The sequence below is a fragment of the Bordetella ansorpii genome (genome assembly GCF_900078705.1).
Lineage (GTDB): Bacteria > Pseudomonadota > Gammaproteobacteria > Burkholderiales > Burkholderiaceae_B > Bordetella > Bordetella ansorpii_A.
Window position 1 is genome coordinate 22,358 of the sequence record NZ_FKIF01000003.1, and the last position, 15,890, is coordinate 38,247.

The following is a 15,890-nucleotide window of genomic DNA, read 5'->3' on the forward strand; positions in this document are numbered from 1 at the left end:
CGGCAGGGTTTTTGAGGATGGCGCGGACTCGGCGCGAGAGATAAGTACCGCCATGTCCGCGCCAAGCAAAGAAAAAGGACCCCGCGGGGTCCTTGTCGAGGCCGCTTCCCGGCATGCCGGGAGCGATCGGGGCATTACGCCTGGCCGGCTTCGCCTTCGTCTTCGTCGCCGCGGGCCTGGCGCTCGGTGTTGCGCACGCCGGTGTGGCGGACGTCGGCGCCCTTGACCATGTAGATGACGCGTTCGGACATGTTCTTGGCGTGGTCGCCGATGCGCTCGAGCGCGCGGGCGATGAAGACCATGTCGATGGCGCGCGAGATGGTGCGAGGATCTTCCATCATGTAGGTGATCAGGTTGCGCAGGGCAGCCTTCCACTCTTTGTCGACTTCCTTGTCGCTGCGCACGACCTTGGCGGCCTGCACGGCGTCCAGGCGGGCGAAGGCGTCCAGCGACATGCGCAGCATGTTGCCGACCATGTCGGCCATGTGGCGCAGTTCGACCAGCTGGATCTGCGTACGGTCGCTGTCCTGCATGCGGCGCACGGCGGTGGCGATCTTGTCGGCCTCGTCGCCCGAGCGCTCCATGTCGGTCAGCATCTTGCTGACGGCCAGCAGCGTGCGCAGGTCGATGGCGGTGGGCTGGTGGCGCGCCAGCAGCAGGCTGATGCGCTCGTCGATCTCGACTTCGTGGCGGTTGACTTCCTTCTCGCGCTCGCGGACTTTCTCGACCAGATGCGGATCCTGGGACGACAGGGCTTCGATGGCCTCGTAGATCATGGCCTCGACCACGCCGCCCATCTGCAGGAACTGGGAGCGGACGTGCTCCAAATCGGCTTCAAACTGCTTGTTGGTGTGCTCCGTCATCCGGATTCCTTGCGTGGTTATGAGCAGGCGGTGCCTGGAAAAATAGGGCCTCGCGGGCCTGGAAGCCCGTTCGGCCCGCCAGCTTATGACTTGTATATGACAACAATATGAAGCGGCGGCCCGAGCTCAGGCCGGTTTGTCCAGGCGGCGGATGCCGGCCTGCGTGGCCAGCAGCGCCACGTCGGCGCCGGCCAGCGCGAAAAGGCCGCAGGTGACCACGCCGGCCATGCCGTTGATCTCGGATTCCAGCGCGTACGCGTCGGTGATGGCCAACCCGGATACGTCCAGGATGACGTTGCCGTTGTCGGTGACGAAGCCTTCGCGCAGGCGCGGCTGGCCGCCCAGGGCCGCCATGCGGCGCGCCACGGCCTCGCGCGCCATCGGGATCACCTCGATGGGCAGCGGGAAGGCGCCCAGGCGCTGCACCAGCTTGGATTCGTCGGCGATGCAGATGAAGCGTTCGGCCACCGAGGCGACGATCTTCTCGCGCGTCAGCGCGCCGCCGCCGCCCTTGATCATGGAGAGGTTGGCGTCGATCTCGTCGGCGCCGTCCACGTAGATGGGCATGCCGTCGACGTCGTTCAGGTCCAGCACCGCCAGGCCGTGGCCGGCCAGGCGCGCGGCGCTGCGTTCGGAACTGGCCACGGTGGCGCGGATGCGGCCCTTGAAGCGGGCCAGGCCGTCGATGAACAGATCGGCCGTCGAGCCGGTGCCCACGCCGATGACCACGTCGGGCGCCGCCACGGCGTCGACGAATTCCAGGGCGGCGTCGGCCGCCTGCTGCTTGAGTTCCTGTTGCGTAAGCATGATGTGATTTCCGGCGCGCGATGCGCGCAAGCAAGAAGAAATGAAGGCCCCCACGCCGCGCCTGCCGGCCAGGCCCCCCACGCGGGGGCTGCGTTGCCCAGGCGAGACCTGGCGGCGGAATCCGTCCGGCAATGTAGCAGATGCAGGCCGCCTTTTTGCCCCTGCCCGAGCGGCGCGGGTTCAGGCCCGCGCGCAGCCAGCCTTCCGCCCGCGCCACGACTCCGCGGCCGGCCCCCTACCCCATCCCGGGCCACGCGCGCGCCAGCACCTGGCCCGTCTCATGTCCGGCCGGCCACTCGCCGAACAACGCGGCGCCCTGCTCCAGGCGCGTTGCCACGAACGCCGCGGCCACCGGCGACGGCGCATGCCGGATCAACAGCGCCGCCTGCCACAGGCGCGCCAGCCCCGCCGCGGCCTGGCGGGCGCGCGGCTCCGCGCTCGCGGAATCCTGCAACAGGGCCAGCCACCCTGCCAGCGCCCTGTCGTAGCCCGGCAGCACGCCGCGCGCCGGATCCAGTTCGGCGCGCAGGGCCGGCAGGGCCTCGGTCTCTCGGCCCAACGCCCGCAGCACATCCAGCGCCATGATGTTGCCCGAGCCCTCCCAGATGGCGTTGACGGGCGCCTCGCGGTAAATGCGGCCCAGCGGGCCCTCTTCCACATAGCCGTTGCCGCCCAGCGCCTCCATGGCCTCGGCCGACGCGGCGATGGCGCGCTTGCACACCCAAAGTTTGGCCGCGGGCGTGCCCACGCGCAGCAGGGCCCGCTCGTCCGGCAGATCGGCATGGTCGGCGGCGCGCGCCAGGCGCATCGCCAGCATCGTGGCGGCCTCGCTTTCCAGGGCCAGGTCGGCCAGCACGCCACGCATGACGGGCTGGTCCAGCAGGCGGCGGCCGAATGCCTGACGGTGCGCCGCGTGATGCAGCGCCTGCGCCAGCGCCTGGCGCAGCAGCGCGGCGCTGCCCAGCACGCAATCCAGGCGGGTGGCAGCCGCCATCTCCAGCAACACGGCCATGCCCCGGCCCGGCTCGCCCAGCATCACGCCCCAGGCCTGTTCGAACTCCACTTCCGCGCTGGCGTTGCTGCGGTTGCCCACCTTGTCCTTCAGGCGCCGCACGCGCACGGCATTGCGCGGTCCGTCGGGAATCCAGCGCGGCACGAGAAAGCAGGAGGGTCCCGCGTCCACCCGCGCCAGCACGAGATGCGCGTCGGCCTGCGGGACGGAGAAGAACCATTTGTGGCCAGTCAGCAGATACGCGCGGCCCCGGCCGCCCGGCCCCACCGGCACCGCGCTGGTGGCTACGGCGCGCAGGTCGGAGCCGCCCTGCTTCTCGGTCAGGCCCATGCCGATCAGGGCCCCGCGCTTGCGGGCCAGCGGCGCGTCGGCGCCGTCGAACTCGCGCGCGTACAGCGCGGGCAGCCAGTCGCGTGCATAGTCGAGCTCGCCCGCCGGTTCGCGCATCAGGAGCGGCACGGCGGCATGGGTCATGGTGGTGGGGCACAGCGTGCCGGCCTCGGCCTGCCCCTGCATCAGATAGGCGGCGGCGCGCGCGGCCTGCGCGCCGGGCTTGCGGCGCAGCCAGGCGTTGCTGTGCAGGCCGCGGGCGACGATGCCGCTCATCAGTTGCGTCCAGGCGGGATGGAACTCGATGCGGTCCACGCGGTGGCCCGCGCGGTCGTACGCATGCAGGATGGGACCGTGGCGATTGGCCAGTTCGGCCGCCTGCAGGGTCTGCGCGCGGCCCAGCCAGGCGCCGTGCTCGCGCAGTTCATCCTGCCACGCGCCCGCGCCTTCGCGGACCACGGCCTCGCGCAGCACAGGGTCGGTGTCGTACAGCGAATAGTCTTCGAGCGGCGCTACCTGATTGGCCACCTGATGCGTGCTGAATGCCTGCATGCCGGTCTCCTTGGGCCGAGCGTGCCGACCCGGCCTGCAGACGCTACGCTAGCAGCAGCACCGGCCGGCAGGCAAGCGCCGCGCGCGCGGGCTCAGTTCAGCAGGCGCGCCTCCAGCGCGCGCGCTTCCTGGTAACCCATCAGTTCCATGATGTCCTCGATGCTGGCCAGCAGGTCGGGACGATCGGCGGGCACGCCGGTTTCCATGACTTCGCGCATCACCTTCAGCGCCTGCGTCATGGCGTGGATGGCGGCGGCGGGCAGCATGCGCGGCAGGCTGATGCGGCGCACGCCCAGGGCCTTCAGCTCGGGCAGCGGAATCAGCGGCGTGGTGGGCCGATTGCGGATGCCGAAGCCCATGTTGATCGTGACGGGGATGCCCGCCGCGTCGACGATGCGCTTGATGTCGTCCGGGGTGCGCACGGCGTCGGGGAACAGCATGTCGGCGCCGGCGGCCGCGTAGGCCTTGGCGCGGCGCACCGCGCCTTCGATGCCTTCCACGGCCAGCGCGTCGGTGCGCGCGACGATGACGAAGGCGTCGTCGCGGCGCGCCTGGCAGGCCGCGGCGATCTTCAGCACCATTTCCTCCTGCTCGATCACGTCCTTGCCGGGCATGTGGCCGCAGCGCTTCGGGCTGACCTGGTCTTCGAGGTTGACGCCGGCAATGCCGGCCTCTTCGAACATGCGCACCGTGTGGAACACGTTGACCGGGTTGCCGTAGCCGGTGTCGGCGTCGGCCGTCAGCGGAATCGACACCGAGCGGGCCAGGTTGCGGCAGTGGTTGACGTTCTCGGTCAGGCCCATGACGCCGATATCGGGCACGCCCAGCAGCGCGTTGGACATGGCCGCGCCGCTGGTGCAGGCGGTCTTGAAGCCCGCGGCTTGCGCCAGGCGGATGCTGTAGCCGTCGTACACGCCAGGCGAGACGATGAATTCGCCGCTTTGCAGCAACTGGCGGAATTTCTGGGCACTGGTGGTCATTGCTGTTACTCCAATAGGGAAAGGCCTGACGCGGGACGGCGGCGCCAATGCCGCGGCCAACAACCGGAAGGTGCATTAGCCTATCAAGGCGCCGACAAAAGTGTCAACTCTTTTACGAAACAACCGGCCCTTGTCCTATCCAGGGCGAGTACGCTTGGGAAACGGCGCCGCGCCTGTCCAGGACGGCCCGCTTAATGCAATAAGCACCTGACAAGAAGGGAATCGTCAGCCTCGCGGCTCCGCATTGCAAGCCGGCGACGGCCGCCTTTTCCGCATTGGTGATTACCCTGACGCCTCGGAACAAGTGTTGACAGTAAAACAGCACAGTCATACCATCAACAGGCCGTTTCCTCTCTGCCCCCGACCCGATGCCCTCTGTATTCCAGCTCTCCGGCGACACCATCCGCTACTTCGACATCGCCGCCGCGGCCCGCGGCCACGCGGTGGATCTGGCGGCCTTGCCGTACGTCATCCGCGTGCTGTGGGAAAACCTGGGTCGCAGCCAGCAATGGGGCCTGCCCGTGGCGGACGCGGAGATCGGCGCCGTGGCGCAATGGCGCGAGCGCACGGGAGCCGACCTGCCGTTGCGCGTGGCGCGCGTCATCCTGCCCGACTCCAGCGGCCTGCCGGTGCTGCAGGACCTGGCGGCGCTGCGCGACGCCGTGGCGCAGCAGGGCGGCGACCCCGCCACCGTCAATACCCGGTTGCCGGTCGACCTGATCGTCGACCACTCGCTGCAGGTGGACCACTGGGGCAGCGACCAGGCGGCGGCGGGCAACCTGGCGCGCGAGTTCGAACGCAATGCCGAACGCTACCGCTTCCTGAAGTGGGCGCAGCAGGCGTTCCAGGGCCTGCGCGTGTTTCCGCCGGGCACCGGCATCATCCACCAGGTCAATCTCGAACACATCGCGCCGGTCGTGGCGCGCGCCGAACGCGACGGCGAAACCTGGGCCTATCCCGATTTCGTGATCGGCGGCGACTCGCACACGCCGATGGTCAACGCGCTGGGCGTGCTGGGCTGGGGCGTGGGCGGCATCGACGCCGAAGCCGCCCTGCTGGGCCAGGCCTACACCTTCCCCGTGCCCGAAGTGGTGGGCGTGCGCCTGACCGGCAAGATCGCCGCGCCGGCCGTCACCACCGACGCGGCGCTGCTGATCACCGAAACCCTGCGCCGCGCGAACGTGGCCGGCTGCATGGTCGAGTTCTTCGGTCCGGCCATCGCCGGGCTGAGCGTGCCCGAGCGCGCCACCATCGCCAACATGTCGCCCGAATACGGCGCCACCTGTGGTTTCTTCCCCGTGGACGCGGGCACGCTGGCCTACCTGCGCCACACCGACCGCAGCGCCGGACAGACCGCGCTGATCGAAGCGTATTGCCGCGCCAACAGCCTGCTGCGCGAACCGGGCTCGCCCGATCCCACGTATTCGCGCGTGATCGAGATCGACCTGTCGGCCGCCCGCCCCAGCGTGGCCGGCCCGCGCCGCCCGCAGGACCGCATGCCGATCGGCCGCGTGCCCGCCGACTTCGCCGAGCGCCTGCCGCTGCCGCTGAAGGAAGGCGGCTTCGGCGTCGATCCCGCCCGCGGCGCCGGCCCGCTGCGCCACGGCTCGGTCGTGCTGGCCGCCATCACGTCGTGCACCAACACCTCGAATCCGGCCGTCATGCTGGCGGCCGGCCTGGTGGCGCAGAAGGCGGTGGCGCGCGGCCTGAAGCCGGCGGCATGGGTCAAGACCTCGCTGGCGCCGGGCTCGCGCGTGGTCACCGGCTATCTGCGCGACGCGGGCCTGCTGCCCGCGCTGGAAGCCCTGGGTTTCCACGTGATCGGCTACGGCTGCACCACCTGTGGCGGCAAGTCCGGTCCGCTGGCCGAGGGCGTGCCCCAGGCCATCGAGTCGGGCGAACTGGTCGCGGCCGCCGTGCTGTCGGGCAACCGCAATTTCGAAGGCCGCATCCACAAGCTGATCCGCGCCAACTACATCACCTCGCCGCCCATGGTGGTGGCCTATGCGCTGGCCGGCCGCATCGACCTGGACCTGGAAACCGAACCGCTGGGCGCCGACGCCGGCGGCGCACCGGTGTATCTGCGCGACGTCTGGCCCACGCCCGAGGAAATCGCCGCGCTGCTGCCGCTGGCGCAGAACCGCGAAGCCTTCCTGCGCATCTACGCCGGCGACGCCGGCGAAGACGAATCGCGGTTGTGGCGCCAGATGCAGGCGCCCGAAGGGCTGCGCTTCCCGTGGGATCCCGATTCGCACTACCTGATCGAACCGCCCTTCTTCAAGCAGGCCGGCGACGGCGACGCGCTGACGCGCCTGGCAAAGCAGTTGCGCGGCGCGCGCGTGCTGGCCGCGTTCGGCGATTCGCTGACCACGGATCACATTTCTCCGGGCGGAGAAATCCCGCAGGACTCGCCGGCGGGCCGCTACCTGATGGACGCGGGCATCGCGCCGCGCGACTTCAACACCTACGTGGCGCGCCGCTGCAACTTCGAAGTGATGACGCGCGCGACCTTCGCCAACATCCGCGTGAAGAACCTGCTGGTGCCCGAGGTCGAGGGCGGCGTCACGCGCCACTTCCCCGACGGCGCGCGGATGAGCATCTTCGACGCCTCGCGCGCCTACGAGGCCGAGGGCGTCGGCACCCTCGTGCTGGCCGGCAAGGAATACGGCACGGGCAGCAGCCGCGACTGGGCCGCGAAGGGCTCGGCGCTGCTGGGCGTGCGGGCGGTGATCGCCGAATCGTTCGAACGCATCCACCGCGCCAACCTGATCGGCATGGGCATCCTGCCGTTGGCCTTCCTGCCCGGCCAGGGCTGGCGCCAGTTCGGCCTGACCGGCGCGGAGATCTACACCGTAAGCGGCGTGGAACAGGCCTTGCGCCAGGGCACGCCGGTGCGCGTGGTGGCCGAAGGCGGGCAGGGCCGCCTCGAATTCGAGGCCGTGCCGCAGGTGCTGACGCAGGCCGAACGCGAGCTGCTGGCCGACGGCGGCATCCCCGCCCAGGTGCTCAGGCATTTCCTGGCCGAAGGCGCGCAGGCGCACGCCTAGGATCCTTTTTCAACATCAACGCTTGCCCGCAAGCCGGAACCCCATGTCCCTGGATCTCGTACTGACCAACGCCCAACTGATGCTGCCCGGACAGGGCCTGACCCTCGGCGCGTTGGGCGTGAAGAACGGCCGCATCGCCGTCATCGCCGCCCACGGCGCCGACCTCGGCGCCGCCGCCCAGACCATCGATTGCGGCGGCCTGTGGGTGCTGCCCGGCGTGATCGATCCGCACGTGCACTTCGGCTTCGGCTCGCCCGAGACCGACTTCGAGACCGAGGCGCGCACCGCCGCGCTGGGCGGCACGACCTCGGTGCTGTCGTTCCACCGATCGAAGGACATCCGCGAATCCTGCGATGCCGCGCGCGATCGCGGCGAGCGCCAGAGCTGCATCGACTTCGGCTTTCACTTCGGCATCACCAGCCAGTTGCACGTCCAGACCCTGGAAGAGATCTCCAGCCGGTTCGGCGTGAACTCGTACAAGCTGTACATGATGTACAAGGGCGCGGCGGGCCTGTCCAAGGGCTTCACCGACATCGACGACGGCCTGCTGTTCGAGGCGCTGCGCGCCACCGCTCGCATCCCGGGCGCGATCCTGGGCGTGCATTGCGAGAACGTCGAGGTGATCCCCGTGCTGCGCGATCCGCTGCGCGCGGCCGGCCGCGACGACCTGAAGGCCTGGAACGAACAGAGTCCGGACTTCCTGGAGGCCGAGAACGTGCACCGCGTGTGCTATTTCGCCTCGAAGACGCACACGCCGGTCAACATCGTCCACCTGAGCAGCCGCGAAGCCCTGGACGAGGTGCGCCGCCACCGCCGCCGCGGCACGGATCCCATCTATGTGGAAACCTGCCCGCACTACCTGTTCCTGAACGACGAATCGCCCGCCGGCCCCTACGCCAAGGTGAACCCGCCCGTGCGCGGCCAGGACGACGTCGAGGCCATGTGGGAAGGCGTGCTGGACGGCTCCATCACCACCGTGGGCTCGGACCACGTGCCGCGCAAGCGCGAGACCAAGGACAAGGACATCTGGGCGGCCAGCAACGGCTTCCCCGGCACGGGCATGATCCTGCCGATCCTGCTGCACGAGGGCTATCACCGCCGCGGCGTGCCGCTTGCGCGCCTGGTCGAGATTGCCTCGGCCACGTCCGCCCGCCTCTACAACATGCCGTCCAAGGGCGGCATCGTGGTGGGCCGCGACGCCGACCTGCTGATCGTCGACCCCGACCTCGAACGCACCGTGAACCCCGCCGAGCTGCAGTCGCACGCCGACTACTCGCCGTACGAAGGCATGACGCTGAAGGGCTGGCCCGTCCGCACGCTGGTGCGCGGCCGCACCGTCATGCAGGACGGCCGCATCACCGACGACGCGCGCGCCCATCCCGGCGGCCGTTTCCTGCGCCGCTGACCCCCGCCGCACCGATTATCCGAAGAGGCAATGCCATGAGCGAAAACAAACGAATCTGGGATGACTTCCTGACCGAACGCGACAAGCTGGTCCTGGCGCAGGCCGGCTACGGCAAGCGCGGCGGCTTCGGCAAGCGGCCCGCGCTGTTCATCATCGACGTGCAGTACAACTTCTGCGGCGACACGCCCGAGGACATCCTCGAAGGCCTGAAGCAGTACCGCACGCACTGCGGCAGGGAAGCCTGGGACGCCGTGGCCCACATGGTGCCGCTGCTGGAAATGGCCCGCGAGAAGAACATCCCCGTGTTCTATACCGAAAGCGGCCGCCGTCCCGACCTGCTGGACAGCGGCGTGCAGGTGGGCAAGAACCACCGCGGCGGCGAGAAGACGGTGGTGGCCAACACGCACGCCACGCAGACCGTCGAACCGCTGGCGCCGCGCCCGCAGGACATCCGCATCTCCAAGCAGAAGCCGTCCTGCTTCTTCGGCACCATCTTCATGAGCCACCTGAACTTCCTGGACGTGGACACGCTGATCCTGGTGGGCTGCACCAGCTCGGGCTGCCTGCGCGCCACGGCCGTCGATGCGTACTCGTACAACTTCAAGGTCATCATCCCCGAGGAAGCGGCATTCGACCGTTTCCAGGCCAGCCACGCCATCAACCTGTTCGACCTGAACTGCAAGTACGCCGACGTGATCCCCAGCAAGGAAGTCGGCGACTACCTGGCGAGCCTGCCGGCCCCGGCCGCCGCGCAGGCCGAGTAAGGCAGGACGGCCCCATGGCGAACATGCAAGGCGCGGCGGCTAGCGCGGCGGCTGGCGCGGCGGCTGGCGCGGGTCCCATCCCGGTCTATCTGCTGACCGGTTTCCTGGGCAGCGGCAAGACCACGCTGCTGTCCAGGCTGGTGCGCAGCGCGGCGTTCGCCGACACGGCCGTCATCATCAACGAGTTCGGCCAGGTCGGGCTCGATCATCGCCTGCTGGGTAAAGCCAGCGACGAGGATACCGTGCTGCTGGACTCGGGCTGCCTGTGCTGCGCGCTGAACAGCTCGCTGCAGGACGGCCTGGAATCGCTGTACTACCGCCGCCTGCGCGGCGAGATCCCGCCGTACGCGCGCATGGTGGTCGAGACCTCGGGCCTGGCCGATCCCGCGCCGCTGGTCAACACGCTGGCGGGCGACGCCTCGGTGGCGCGCCACTATCGTTTCGCCGGCGTCATCGCCACGATCGACGCCGTGCACGGCCTGGCCACGCTGGACGCCTACCGCGAGGCCTCGGCGCAGGCGGCGGTGGCCGACGTGCTGATCGTCACCAAGACCGACCTGTGCGATGCGCAACAGCTCGCGCGGGTGCGCCAGGCCCTGGCCGCCCTGAACGCGACCGCCCAGGTGCGGCTGGCCAGCGCCGGGACGTCGGAGGGCGAGGACCGCTTCTTCGACGGCATCCCCGCCACCGGCAGGCTGCCCGTCCGCGCGCCGGGCCAGCCGCCGGCCACGCCGCTGGCGCACGTGCTGCGCTACGGCATCGCCTCTTACATCCTGCGCGTGGACCGGCCCGTGAGCTGGAACGGCTACGCGCGCTGGGTGGCCTATCTGCAACGCCACGGCGGCGAGCGCGTGCTGCGCGTGAAAGCCATCCTGGACTTCGCCGATGGCGAGCGCTACGCCATCCATGGCGTCAGGCACCTGTTCAGCCCGCCGCATGCGCTGGGTCCGGCGGACCCGGCCGCGCCCGAGCGGGCCATCGTCGTGATCGCCCAGGACATGTCCGCCGACGAAGTGGGCGCGTCGCTGGAAGCATTGCAATCGAGCGGCTAATTTGTTGACAGTTCAATCATAAAGTCGGCTGCTGCGTATAAACCGCCTTCATTCCTGCCAGTAATTACCCGTAATTCTTGTTTTTTTCGCTGTTGAATTCAGATTCGGCATTTACCGCGGTCAACCTTAGATTTATAGTGTTGACACTTAAATACAAGGGGAATTTTCCATGACGTTCCGCAGCCCTGCGCTTTCCGCGGCCCGGCGCACCGCCCTCCTGACCGGCCTGGCCGCCGTGGCCCTCGCCCCCTTCGGCCCCGCCTGGGCGCAGGATGCCGCCGCCGGCTTCCCCAAGCACGCCGTCACGCTGGTGGTGCCCTACACCCCCGGCGGCCCGACCGACCTGACCGGCCGCATCATCGGCGAGGCCCTGTCCAGGAAGTGGGGCCAGCCCGTCATCATCGAGAACCGCCCCGGCGCGGGCGGCAACATCGGCTCGGCCATGGTCGCCAAGGCCGCACCCGACGGCTACACCCTGGTGCTGGGCGTCACGGGTTCGCACGCGATCAACAAGTGGCTGTACAAGAACCTGCCCTACGATCCGCAGAAGGATTTCGAGCCGATCGGCATGGCCGCCATCTACGCCAACGCCATCCTGGCCAATCCGAGCGTGCCCGCCAATACGCTGCAGGAACTGATCGCGCTGGCCAGGAAAGAGCCGACCAAGTACAGCTACGGCTCGGACGGCAACGGCGCCGCCAGCCACCTGTCGATGGAACTGCTCAAGGCCCAGGGCAAGTTCGAGATGACCCACATCCCGTACAAGGGCAGCGCGCCGCTGCTCAACGACCTGCTGGGCGGCACCGTGCCGGTGGGCATCACCGGCCTGCCCTCGGCGCAGCCCTACCTGGCCTCCGGCAAGCTGAAGCTGATCGCCATCACCTCGGCGCGCGACTACAGCGGCAACAACTATCCCACGATCGCCAGCCAGGGCTTCGCCGGTTTCGATACCGCGGCCTTCTCGGGCATCTTCGCGCCCAAGGGCACGCCCCGCCCGCTGGTCGACAAGATGTCGGCCGACCTGGCCGCGGTGCTGGGCCAGGCCGACGTGAAGGACAAGATGAACAAGCTCGGCCTGGAAGTGCAGCCGACCACCCCGCAGGAGTTCGCCGCTTTCCAGGCCAGGCAGATCGAACAGTGGGGCGAGGCGGTGAAACTGTCGGGCGCTCAGGTCGACTGAGCCATGGCGATCACCGCAGCGGATACCGCCGTGCCGGACGCCGAGTTCGACGTGCTGGTCATCGGCGCGGGGGGCTGCGGCCTGGCCGCGGCCCTGGCCGCGCATGACGCCAACCCGGCCCTGTCGATCGCCGTGGTCGAGAAGGCGGATCGCCTGCAGGGCAACACCATGTTGTCCAGCGGATCGATTCCCGCGGCCGGCACCCGCATGCAGCGCCAGGCCGGCCTGCACGACAGCGCCGGCGACTTCGTCGCAGACCTGCGCCGCATCGCCGGCCCGCACGAGATGCCCGCCCTGACCGAGCGCCTGGCGGACGTCTCGGCCGAACTGGTCGAATGGCTGGTGGACCGCGCCCACGCGACGCTGACGCTGGTCGAGACCTACAAGCACATCGGCCATCGCCAGTACCGCCTGCACTCGCCGCCCTCCCGGCGCGGCGCCGACCTGATGGCCGACCTGGCGCGCACGCTGGACGAACGCGGCATCCCGATGGCGTTCGGCAATCCCGCCGTCGAGCTGCTGGCCGGACCGGATGGCTCGGTGCTGGGCGCGGTCACGCAGACGCCGGACGGCACGCGCACCGTCATCGCGGCCCGCGCGGTGATCCTGTCCACCAACGGCTTCGGCGCCAACCGGCAGCTGATCTCGCGGTTCTGCCCCGAACTGTCGGGCGCTCCCTACGGCGGCGCCACGGGCAGCGAAGGCGAGGCGGTGATCTGGGGCGAGGCCCTGGGCGCGGCGCTGGCCAACATGGGCGCCTACCAGGCGCATGCCAGCCTGGCGGAGCCGCATGGGTCGCTGGTCACGTGGACCGTGGTCGAGAAAGGCGGCATCGTGGTGGACGGCCAGGGCCGGCGCTTCGGCGACGAAAGCATGGGGTACTCGGCCTTCGCCGCGCTGGAACTGGACCGCACGGGTCCGTTCTACGTGGTGGCCGACGCCCGCGTGCGCGACGCCACGGCGGCGGGCCAGGAAGAGTACGCGGAACTGGTGCGGCACAACGGCGTGCTGCAGGCGGACGATGCCGCGTCGCTGGCGGCCAGGCTGGGCCTGCCGGCCGATGCGCTGGCGGCCTCGCTGCGGGATGCCGCCTCGGCGGCGCGCGGCGAGCAGGCCGACGCCTTCGGCCGCGCGCACTGGGGCCTGGGCGCCTTGCAGGCGCCCTACACGGCCACCCGCATCGGCCCGGCGCTGTTCCACACGCAGGGCGGGTTGCGCGTCGACGGCGACGGCCGCGTGCTGCGCGCGGACGGCTCGGCCATCCCCGGGCTGTATGCGGGCGGCGGCGCTGCGGCGGGCATCAGCGGCAACCAGGGCAGCAAAGGGTATATGTCAGGCAATGGCCTGTTGGCGGCATTGGGGCTGGGCTATCTCGCCGGCCGGGCCGCCGCGCGCGACATGCGGGCCTGACATCCAGGCCCGCGCCCTGCGGGCCTGAAAGCAAAGGACTGGGCAAGTACGGCGAAGGTGCCCCAGTCCGGTGTCCCCTGGACACCGAGCCGTCTGGCGCCAGCAGGCATGCCGGCGCCGGACAACCGGCCGCGACAGCCCGGGCCATCGGCGCTTCATCGGAAGCGGCGATGGCCCGGGGGCCTTTGCAGAACAAGCGGCCAGCGCGCCGGCAAGCGCTCCCAGCCGGGGCCGGGCAGCCCTTTCAGGCCAGTTGCGCCCGCGCCGGACTCTCGATCAGGTTCTCGAACAGGTGATTGGCCGCGCGCTCGATGTGCGAGCGCATCAGCGACTCGGCCAGCGAGGCGTCGCGCGCCTTGATGGCGCGCAGGATCTGCCAGTGCTCGGCATAGGCGTCGTCCTTGCGTTCGAGCACGGTGCCGGAATGGCGGCGGTAGACGCGCAGCAGATGATAGAGATCGCCGCACAGCGTGTTGATGATGCGCTGGTTGCGGCTGGCGCGCACGATGCGTTCGTGGAAGTCGAAGATGCGTGGATGCGGGCTGGGATCGGCGCCGGGCAGGCGCGCCTGGCGGTCCTGCTCGAGCTCTGACAGCAGCACCGAGATTTCCTCGTCGCTCATGTAGCGCGCGGCCAGGCTGCAGGCCACGCCTTCCAGCGCCATGCGCATCTGGAACAGTTCCAGCGCGGACTCGGCCGACAGGGACACGACGCGGGCCTTCAGGTAGGGCTCGCGCGTGATCAGCTGAATGCCCTGCAGGCGCCGCACGGCTTCGCGCACCGGACCGCGGCTGACGCCGAACTCCTGCGCCAGCGCGACCTCGTTGACCACGCTGCCGGGCAGCAGCCTGCCCTGATAGATGGCTTCGAGCAGGTGATCGAACACCTGGTTGGCCAAGGGGCCTTCGGAATCTTCCTTGCGGGTCGCCACGCGCCCTCCATTGCAGCTTGGGATAGCGGCTAGGCTACCAATGCAGGCAAAAAAGTGTCAACTCTTTTTGCCTAAACCCCTGAAATTTAGAGGGTTTCAACGAAATTTTTTATCCACTTCCTGAAAGTGTCAACGTTCACCGGGCTCGGCCCGAGGCTCGTCCGACAACGCAGGCAACTCGCCCTCCGTCCCGGGATCGCCCAGCAGCCGGGCCGCCTCGGCCTCGGGCATTTCCTCCACGTCGCGCAGATTGCGCAGCATGGCGCGCGTGCGCACCTCGGTCTGTCCGATCTTGCTGCTGGCGCTGTCCAGCGTCTTGCGCACGCTGGCCAGCGAGGCGCCGAACTTGCCGAACTCGGTCTTCACCGCGCGCAGCACCTGCCACACCTCGGACGAGCGCTGCTCGATGGCCAGCGTGCGGAAACCCATCTGCAGGCTGTTCAGCATGGCCGCCAGATTGCCCGGTCCCGCCACGCTGATGCGCAGCGCCTGCAGGCGGTCATGCAGGCCCGGCAGGCGCAGCACTTCGGCATACAGACCCTCGGTGGGCAGGAACAGGATGGCGAAATCGGTGGTGTGCGGCGGCGCCACGTATTTCGAGGCGATCAGCCTGGCCTGCGTCTCGACGGCGCGGCCCAGCGCCTGCGCGGCCGCCCGCGCGCCATCCGGATCGGCGGCTTCCTGCGCCTCGATCAAGCGTTCGTACTCTTCCTTGGGGAACTTGGCGTCGATGGGCAGCCAGACCGGCGCGCTGTCCTGCACGCGGCCCGGCAAGCGGATGGCGAATTCGACGATGGCATCGCTGTCCGGCACGGGCTTGACGTTGCGGCCATATTGCTCGGGCGTCATCGCATCCTCGATCAGGCGGGCCAGTTGCACTTCGCCCCAGGTGCCGCGCGACTTCACGTTGGTCAGCACGCGCTTCAAGTCGCCCACGCCCGCAGCCAGCGTCTGCATTTCTCCCAGGCCCTTGTGCACGGCTTCCAGGCGCTCGGACACCAGGCGGAACGAGTCGCCCAGGCGCTGCTCCAGCGTGGCGTGCAATTGCTCGTCCACCGTGCGCCGCATGGCCTCCAGGCGCTGGCCGTTGTCGGCCTGCAGCGCCTGCAGGCGCTGATCCACCGTCAGCCGCACCTCGCCCATGCGGCGGTCGTTCAGCTCGACCAGGCCTTGCAGGCGCTCGCCGAACTGGCTGGCGAAACGCGCCAGCGATTCGCCATGCTCGGTGCGCGACGCGCTGGCATCGCGCGCCAGCGCGCCGCGCAGGTCTTCATGGCGCTGGGCCAGTTCGTCGCGCAGCGCGCGCACCGAATCCGACAGTTCATCGCGCAGGCCACGCTGGCTGTCGGCCAGGTCGGCGCGCATGATGCGCTCCAGGCGCGCCAGCAGTTCGGCCATCTCGTCGGCAACGCCCGCGCCGCCGCGCGGCTGGCGCAGCAGCACGATCAGGCTGACCAGCAAGGCCGCGACCGCCGCGCCCGCGGCGGTCCACAGCAGAATCATCGAATCCAAGCGCATCTCCGCAAAACGCAGATTCTATAGGCGGCGGGACACCCG

The 15,890-nt window shown here is 69.5% G+C and carries 12 protein-coding genes; 6 read left to right on the top strand and 6 right to left on the bottom strand.

Annotation, left to right across the window (positions count from 1 at the left end; genetic code table 11):
• Positions 1-134: 134 nt before the first annotated feature.
• The 4 genes from phoU to A6745_RS08785 all read right to left on the bottom strand — a co-directional run bounded on the left by phoU (position 135) and on the right by A6745_RS08785 (position 4,544).
• The gene (phoU, locus tag A6745_RS08770) at positions 135-863 is read right to left on the bottom strand and encodes a phosphate signaling complex protein PhoU (RefSeq protein ID WP_066125937.1); all 729 of its coding nucleotides are present in this window, start codon (positions 861-863) and stop codon (positions 135-137) included.
• A 126-nt stretch (positions 864-989) separates the two neighbouring features.
• Positions 990-1,670 (bottom strand): ribose-5-phosphate isomerase RpiA, encoded by a 681-nt coding sequence (gene rpiA, locus A6745_RS08775; RefSeq protein WP_066125939.1) that lies wholly within the window; start codon positions 1,668-1,670, stop codon positions 990-992.
• Positions 1,671-1,905: 235 nt separating this feature from the next.
• Positions 1,906-3,564: an acyl-CoA dehydrogenase family protein gene (locus tag A6745_RS08780; RefSeq protein WP_066125941.1), complete on the bottom strand. Its 1,659-nt coding sequence runs from the start codon at positions 3,562-3,564 to the stop codon at positions 1,906-1,908.
• Positions 3,565-3,656: 92 nt separating this feature from the next.
• The gene (locus A6745_RS08785) at positions 3,657-4,544 is read right to left on the bottom strand and encodes an isocitrate lyase/PEP mutase family protein (protein ID WP_066125943.1); all 888 of its coding nucleotides are present in this window, start codon (positions 4,542-4,544) and stop codon (positions 3,657-3,659) included.
• A gap of 368 nt (positions 4,545-4,912) precedes the next feature.
• Here A6745_RS08785 and acnA point away from each other — a divergent pair, with 368 nt between their 5' ends.
• The 6 genes from acnA (at position 4,913) to A6745_RS08820 (ending at position 13,402) form a co-directional block, all read left to right on the top strand.
• On the top strand, positions 4,913-7,591 hold the full coding sequence (gene acnA, locus A6745_RS08795; protein WP_066125949.1) for an aconitate hydratase AcnA: 2,679 nt from the start codon (positions 4,913-4,915) through the stop codon (positions 7,589-7,591).
• A gap of 43 nt (positions 7,592-7,634) precedes the next feature.
• Entirely contained in the window at positions 7,635-8,996 is a 1,362-nt protein-coding gene (locus tag A6745_RS08800) for a dihydroorotase (RefSeq protein WP_066125951.1), read from the top strand.
• A 35-nt stretch (positions 8,997-9,031) separates the two neighbouring features.
• Positions 9,032-9,760, top strand: coding sequence for an isochorismatase family protein (locus A6745_RS08805; protein ID WP_066125954.1), 729 nt, complete (start codon positions 9,032-9,034; stop codon positions 9,758-9,760).
• 14 nt (positions 9,761-9,774) lie between these two features.
• The gene (locus A6745_RS08810; RefSeq protein ID WP_231885953.1) at positions 9,775-10,812 is read left to right on the top strand and encodes a CobW family GTP-binding protein; all 1,038 of its coding nucleotides are present in this window, start codon (positions 9,775-9,777) and stop codon (positions 10,810-10,812) included.
• A 169-nt stretch (positions 10,813-10,981) separates the two neighbouring features.
• On the top strand, positions 10,982-11,992 hold the full coding sequence (locus tag A6745_RS08815) for a Bug family tripartite tricarboxylate transporter substrate binding protein (protein WP_066125956.1): 1,011 nt from the start codon (positions 10,982-10,984) through the stop codon (positions 11,990-11,992).
• A gap of 3 nt (positions 11,993-11,995) precedes the next feature.
• Positions 11,996-13,402 carry an FAD-dependent oxidoreductase gene (locus tag A6745_RS08820; RefSeq protein ID WP_066125958.1) on the top strand — a complete coding sequence of 469 codons (1,407 nt, stop codon included), beginning with the start codon at positions 11,996-11,998 and terminating at the stop codon, positions 13,400-13,402.
• A gap of 244 nt (positions 13,403-13,646) precedes the next feature.
• Here the strand turns inward: A6745_RS08820 and A6745_RS08825 are convergent, their stop codons facing one another.
• A complete protein-coding gene (locus tag A6745_RS08825; protein WP_066125960.1) occupies positions 13,647-14,333 on the bottom strand; it encodes a GntR family transcriptional regulator in 687 nt (228 codons plus the stop codon).
• 129 nt (positions 14,334-14,462) lie between these two features.
• Positions 14,463-15,836 carry a DNA recombination protein RmuC gene (gene rmuC / locus A6745_RS08830; RefSeq protein ID WP_407922725.1) on the bottom strand — a complete coding sequence of 458 codons (1,374 nt, stop codon included), beginning with the start codon at positions 15,834-15,836 and terminating at the stop codon, positions 14,463-14,465.
• Positions 15,837-15,890: the final 54 nt, after the last annotated feature.

Excerpts from the sequence above, each read along its gene's own strand:
- phoU (WP_066125937.1), bottom strand. The coding sequence starts at position 863 with ATGACGGAGCACACCAACAAGCAGTTTGAAGCCGATTTGGAGCACGTC.
- rpiA (WP_066125939.1), bottom strand. The coding sequence starts at position 1,670 with ATGCTTACGCAACAGGAACTCAAGCAGCAGGCGGCCGACGCCGCCCTG.
- A6745_RS08780 (WP_066125941.1), bottom strand. The coding sequence starts at position 3,564 with ATGCAGGCATTCAGCACGCATCAGGTGGCCAATCAGGTAGCGCCGCTC.
- A6745_RS08785 (WP_066125943.1), bottom strand. The coding sequence starts at position 4,544 with ATGACCACCAGTGCCCAGAAATTCCGCCAGTTGCTGCAAAGCGGCGAA.
- acnA (WP_066125949.1), top strand. The coding sequence starts at position 4,913 with ATGCCCTCTGTATTCCAGCTCTCCGGCGACACCATCCGCTACTTCGAC.
- A6745_RS08800 (WP_066125951.1), top strand. The coding sequence starts at position 7,635 with ATGTCCCTGGATCTCGTACTGACCAACGCCCAACTGATGCTGCCCGGA.
- A6745_RS08805 (WP_066125954.1), top strand. The coding sequence starts at position 9,032 with ATGAGCGAAAACAAACGAATCTGGGATGACTTCCTGACCGAACGCGAC.
- A6745_RS08810 (WP_231885953.1), top strand. The coding sequence starts at position 9,775 with ATGGCGAACATGCAAGGCGCGGCGGCTAGCGCGGCGGCTGGCGCGGCG.
- A6745_RS08815 (WP_066125956.1), top strand. The coding sequence starts at position 10,982 with ATGACGTTCCGCAGCCCTGCGCTTTCCGCGGCCCGGCGCACCGCCCTC.
- A6745_RS08820 (WP_066125958.1), top strand. The coding sequence starts at position 11,996 with ATGGCGATCACCGCAGCGGATACCGCCGTGCCGGACGCCGAGTTCGAC.
- rmuC (WP_407922725.1), bottom strand. The coding sequence starts at position 15,836 with ATGATTCTGCTGTGGACCGCCGCGGGCGCGGCGGTCGCGGCCTTGCTG.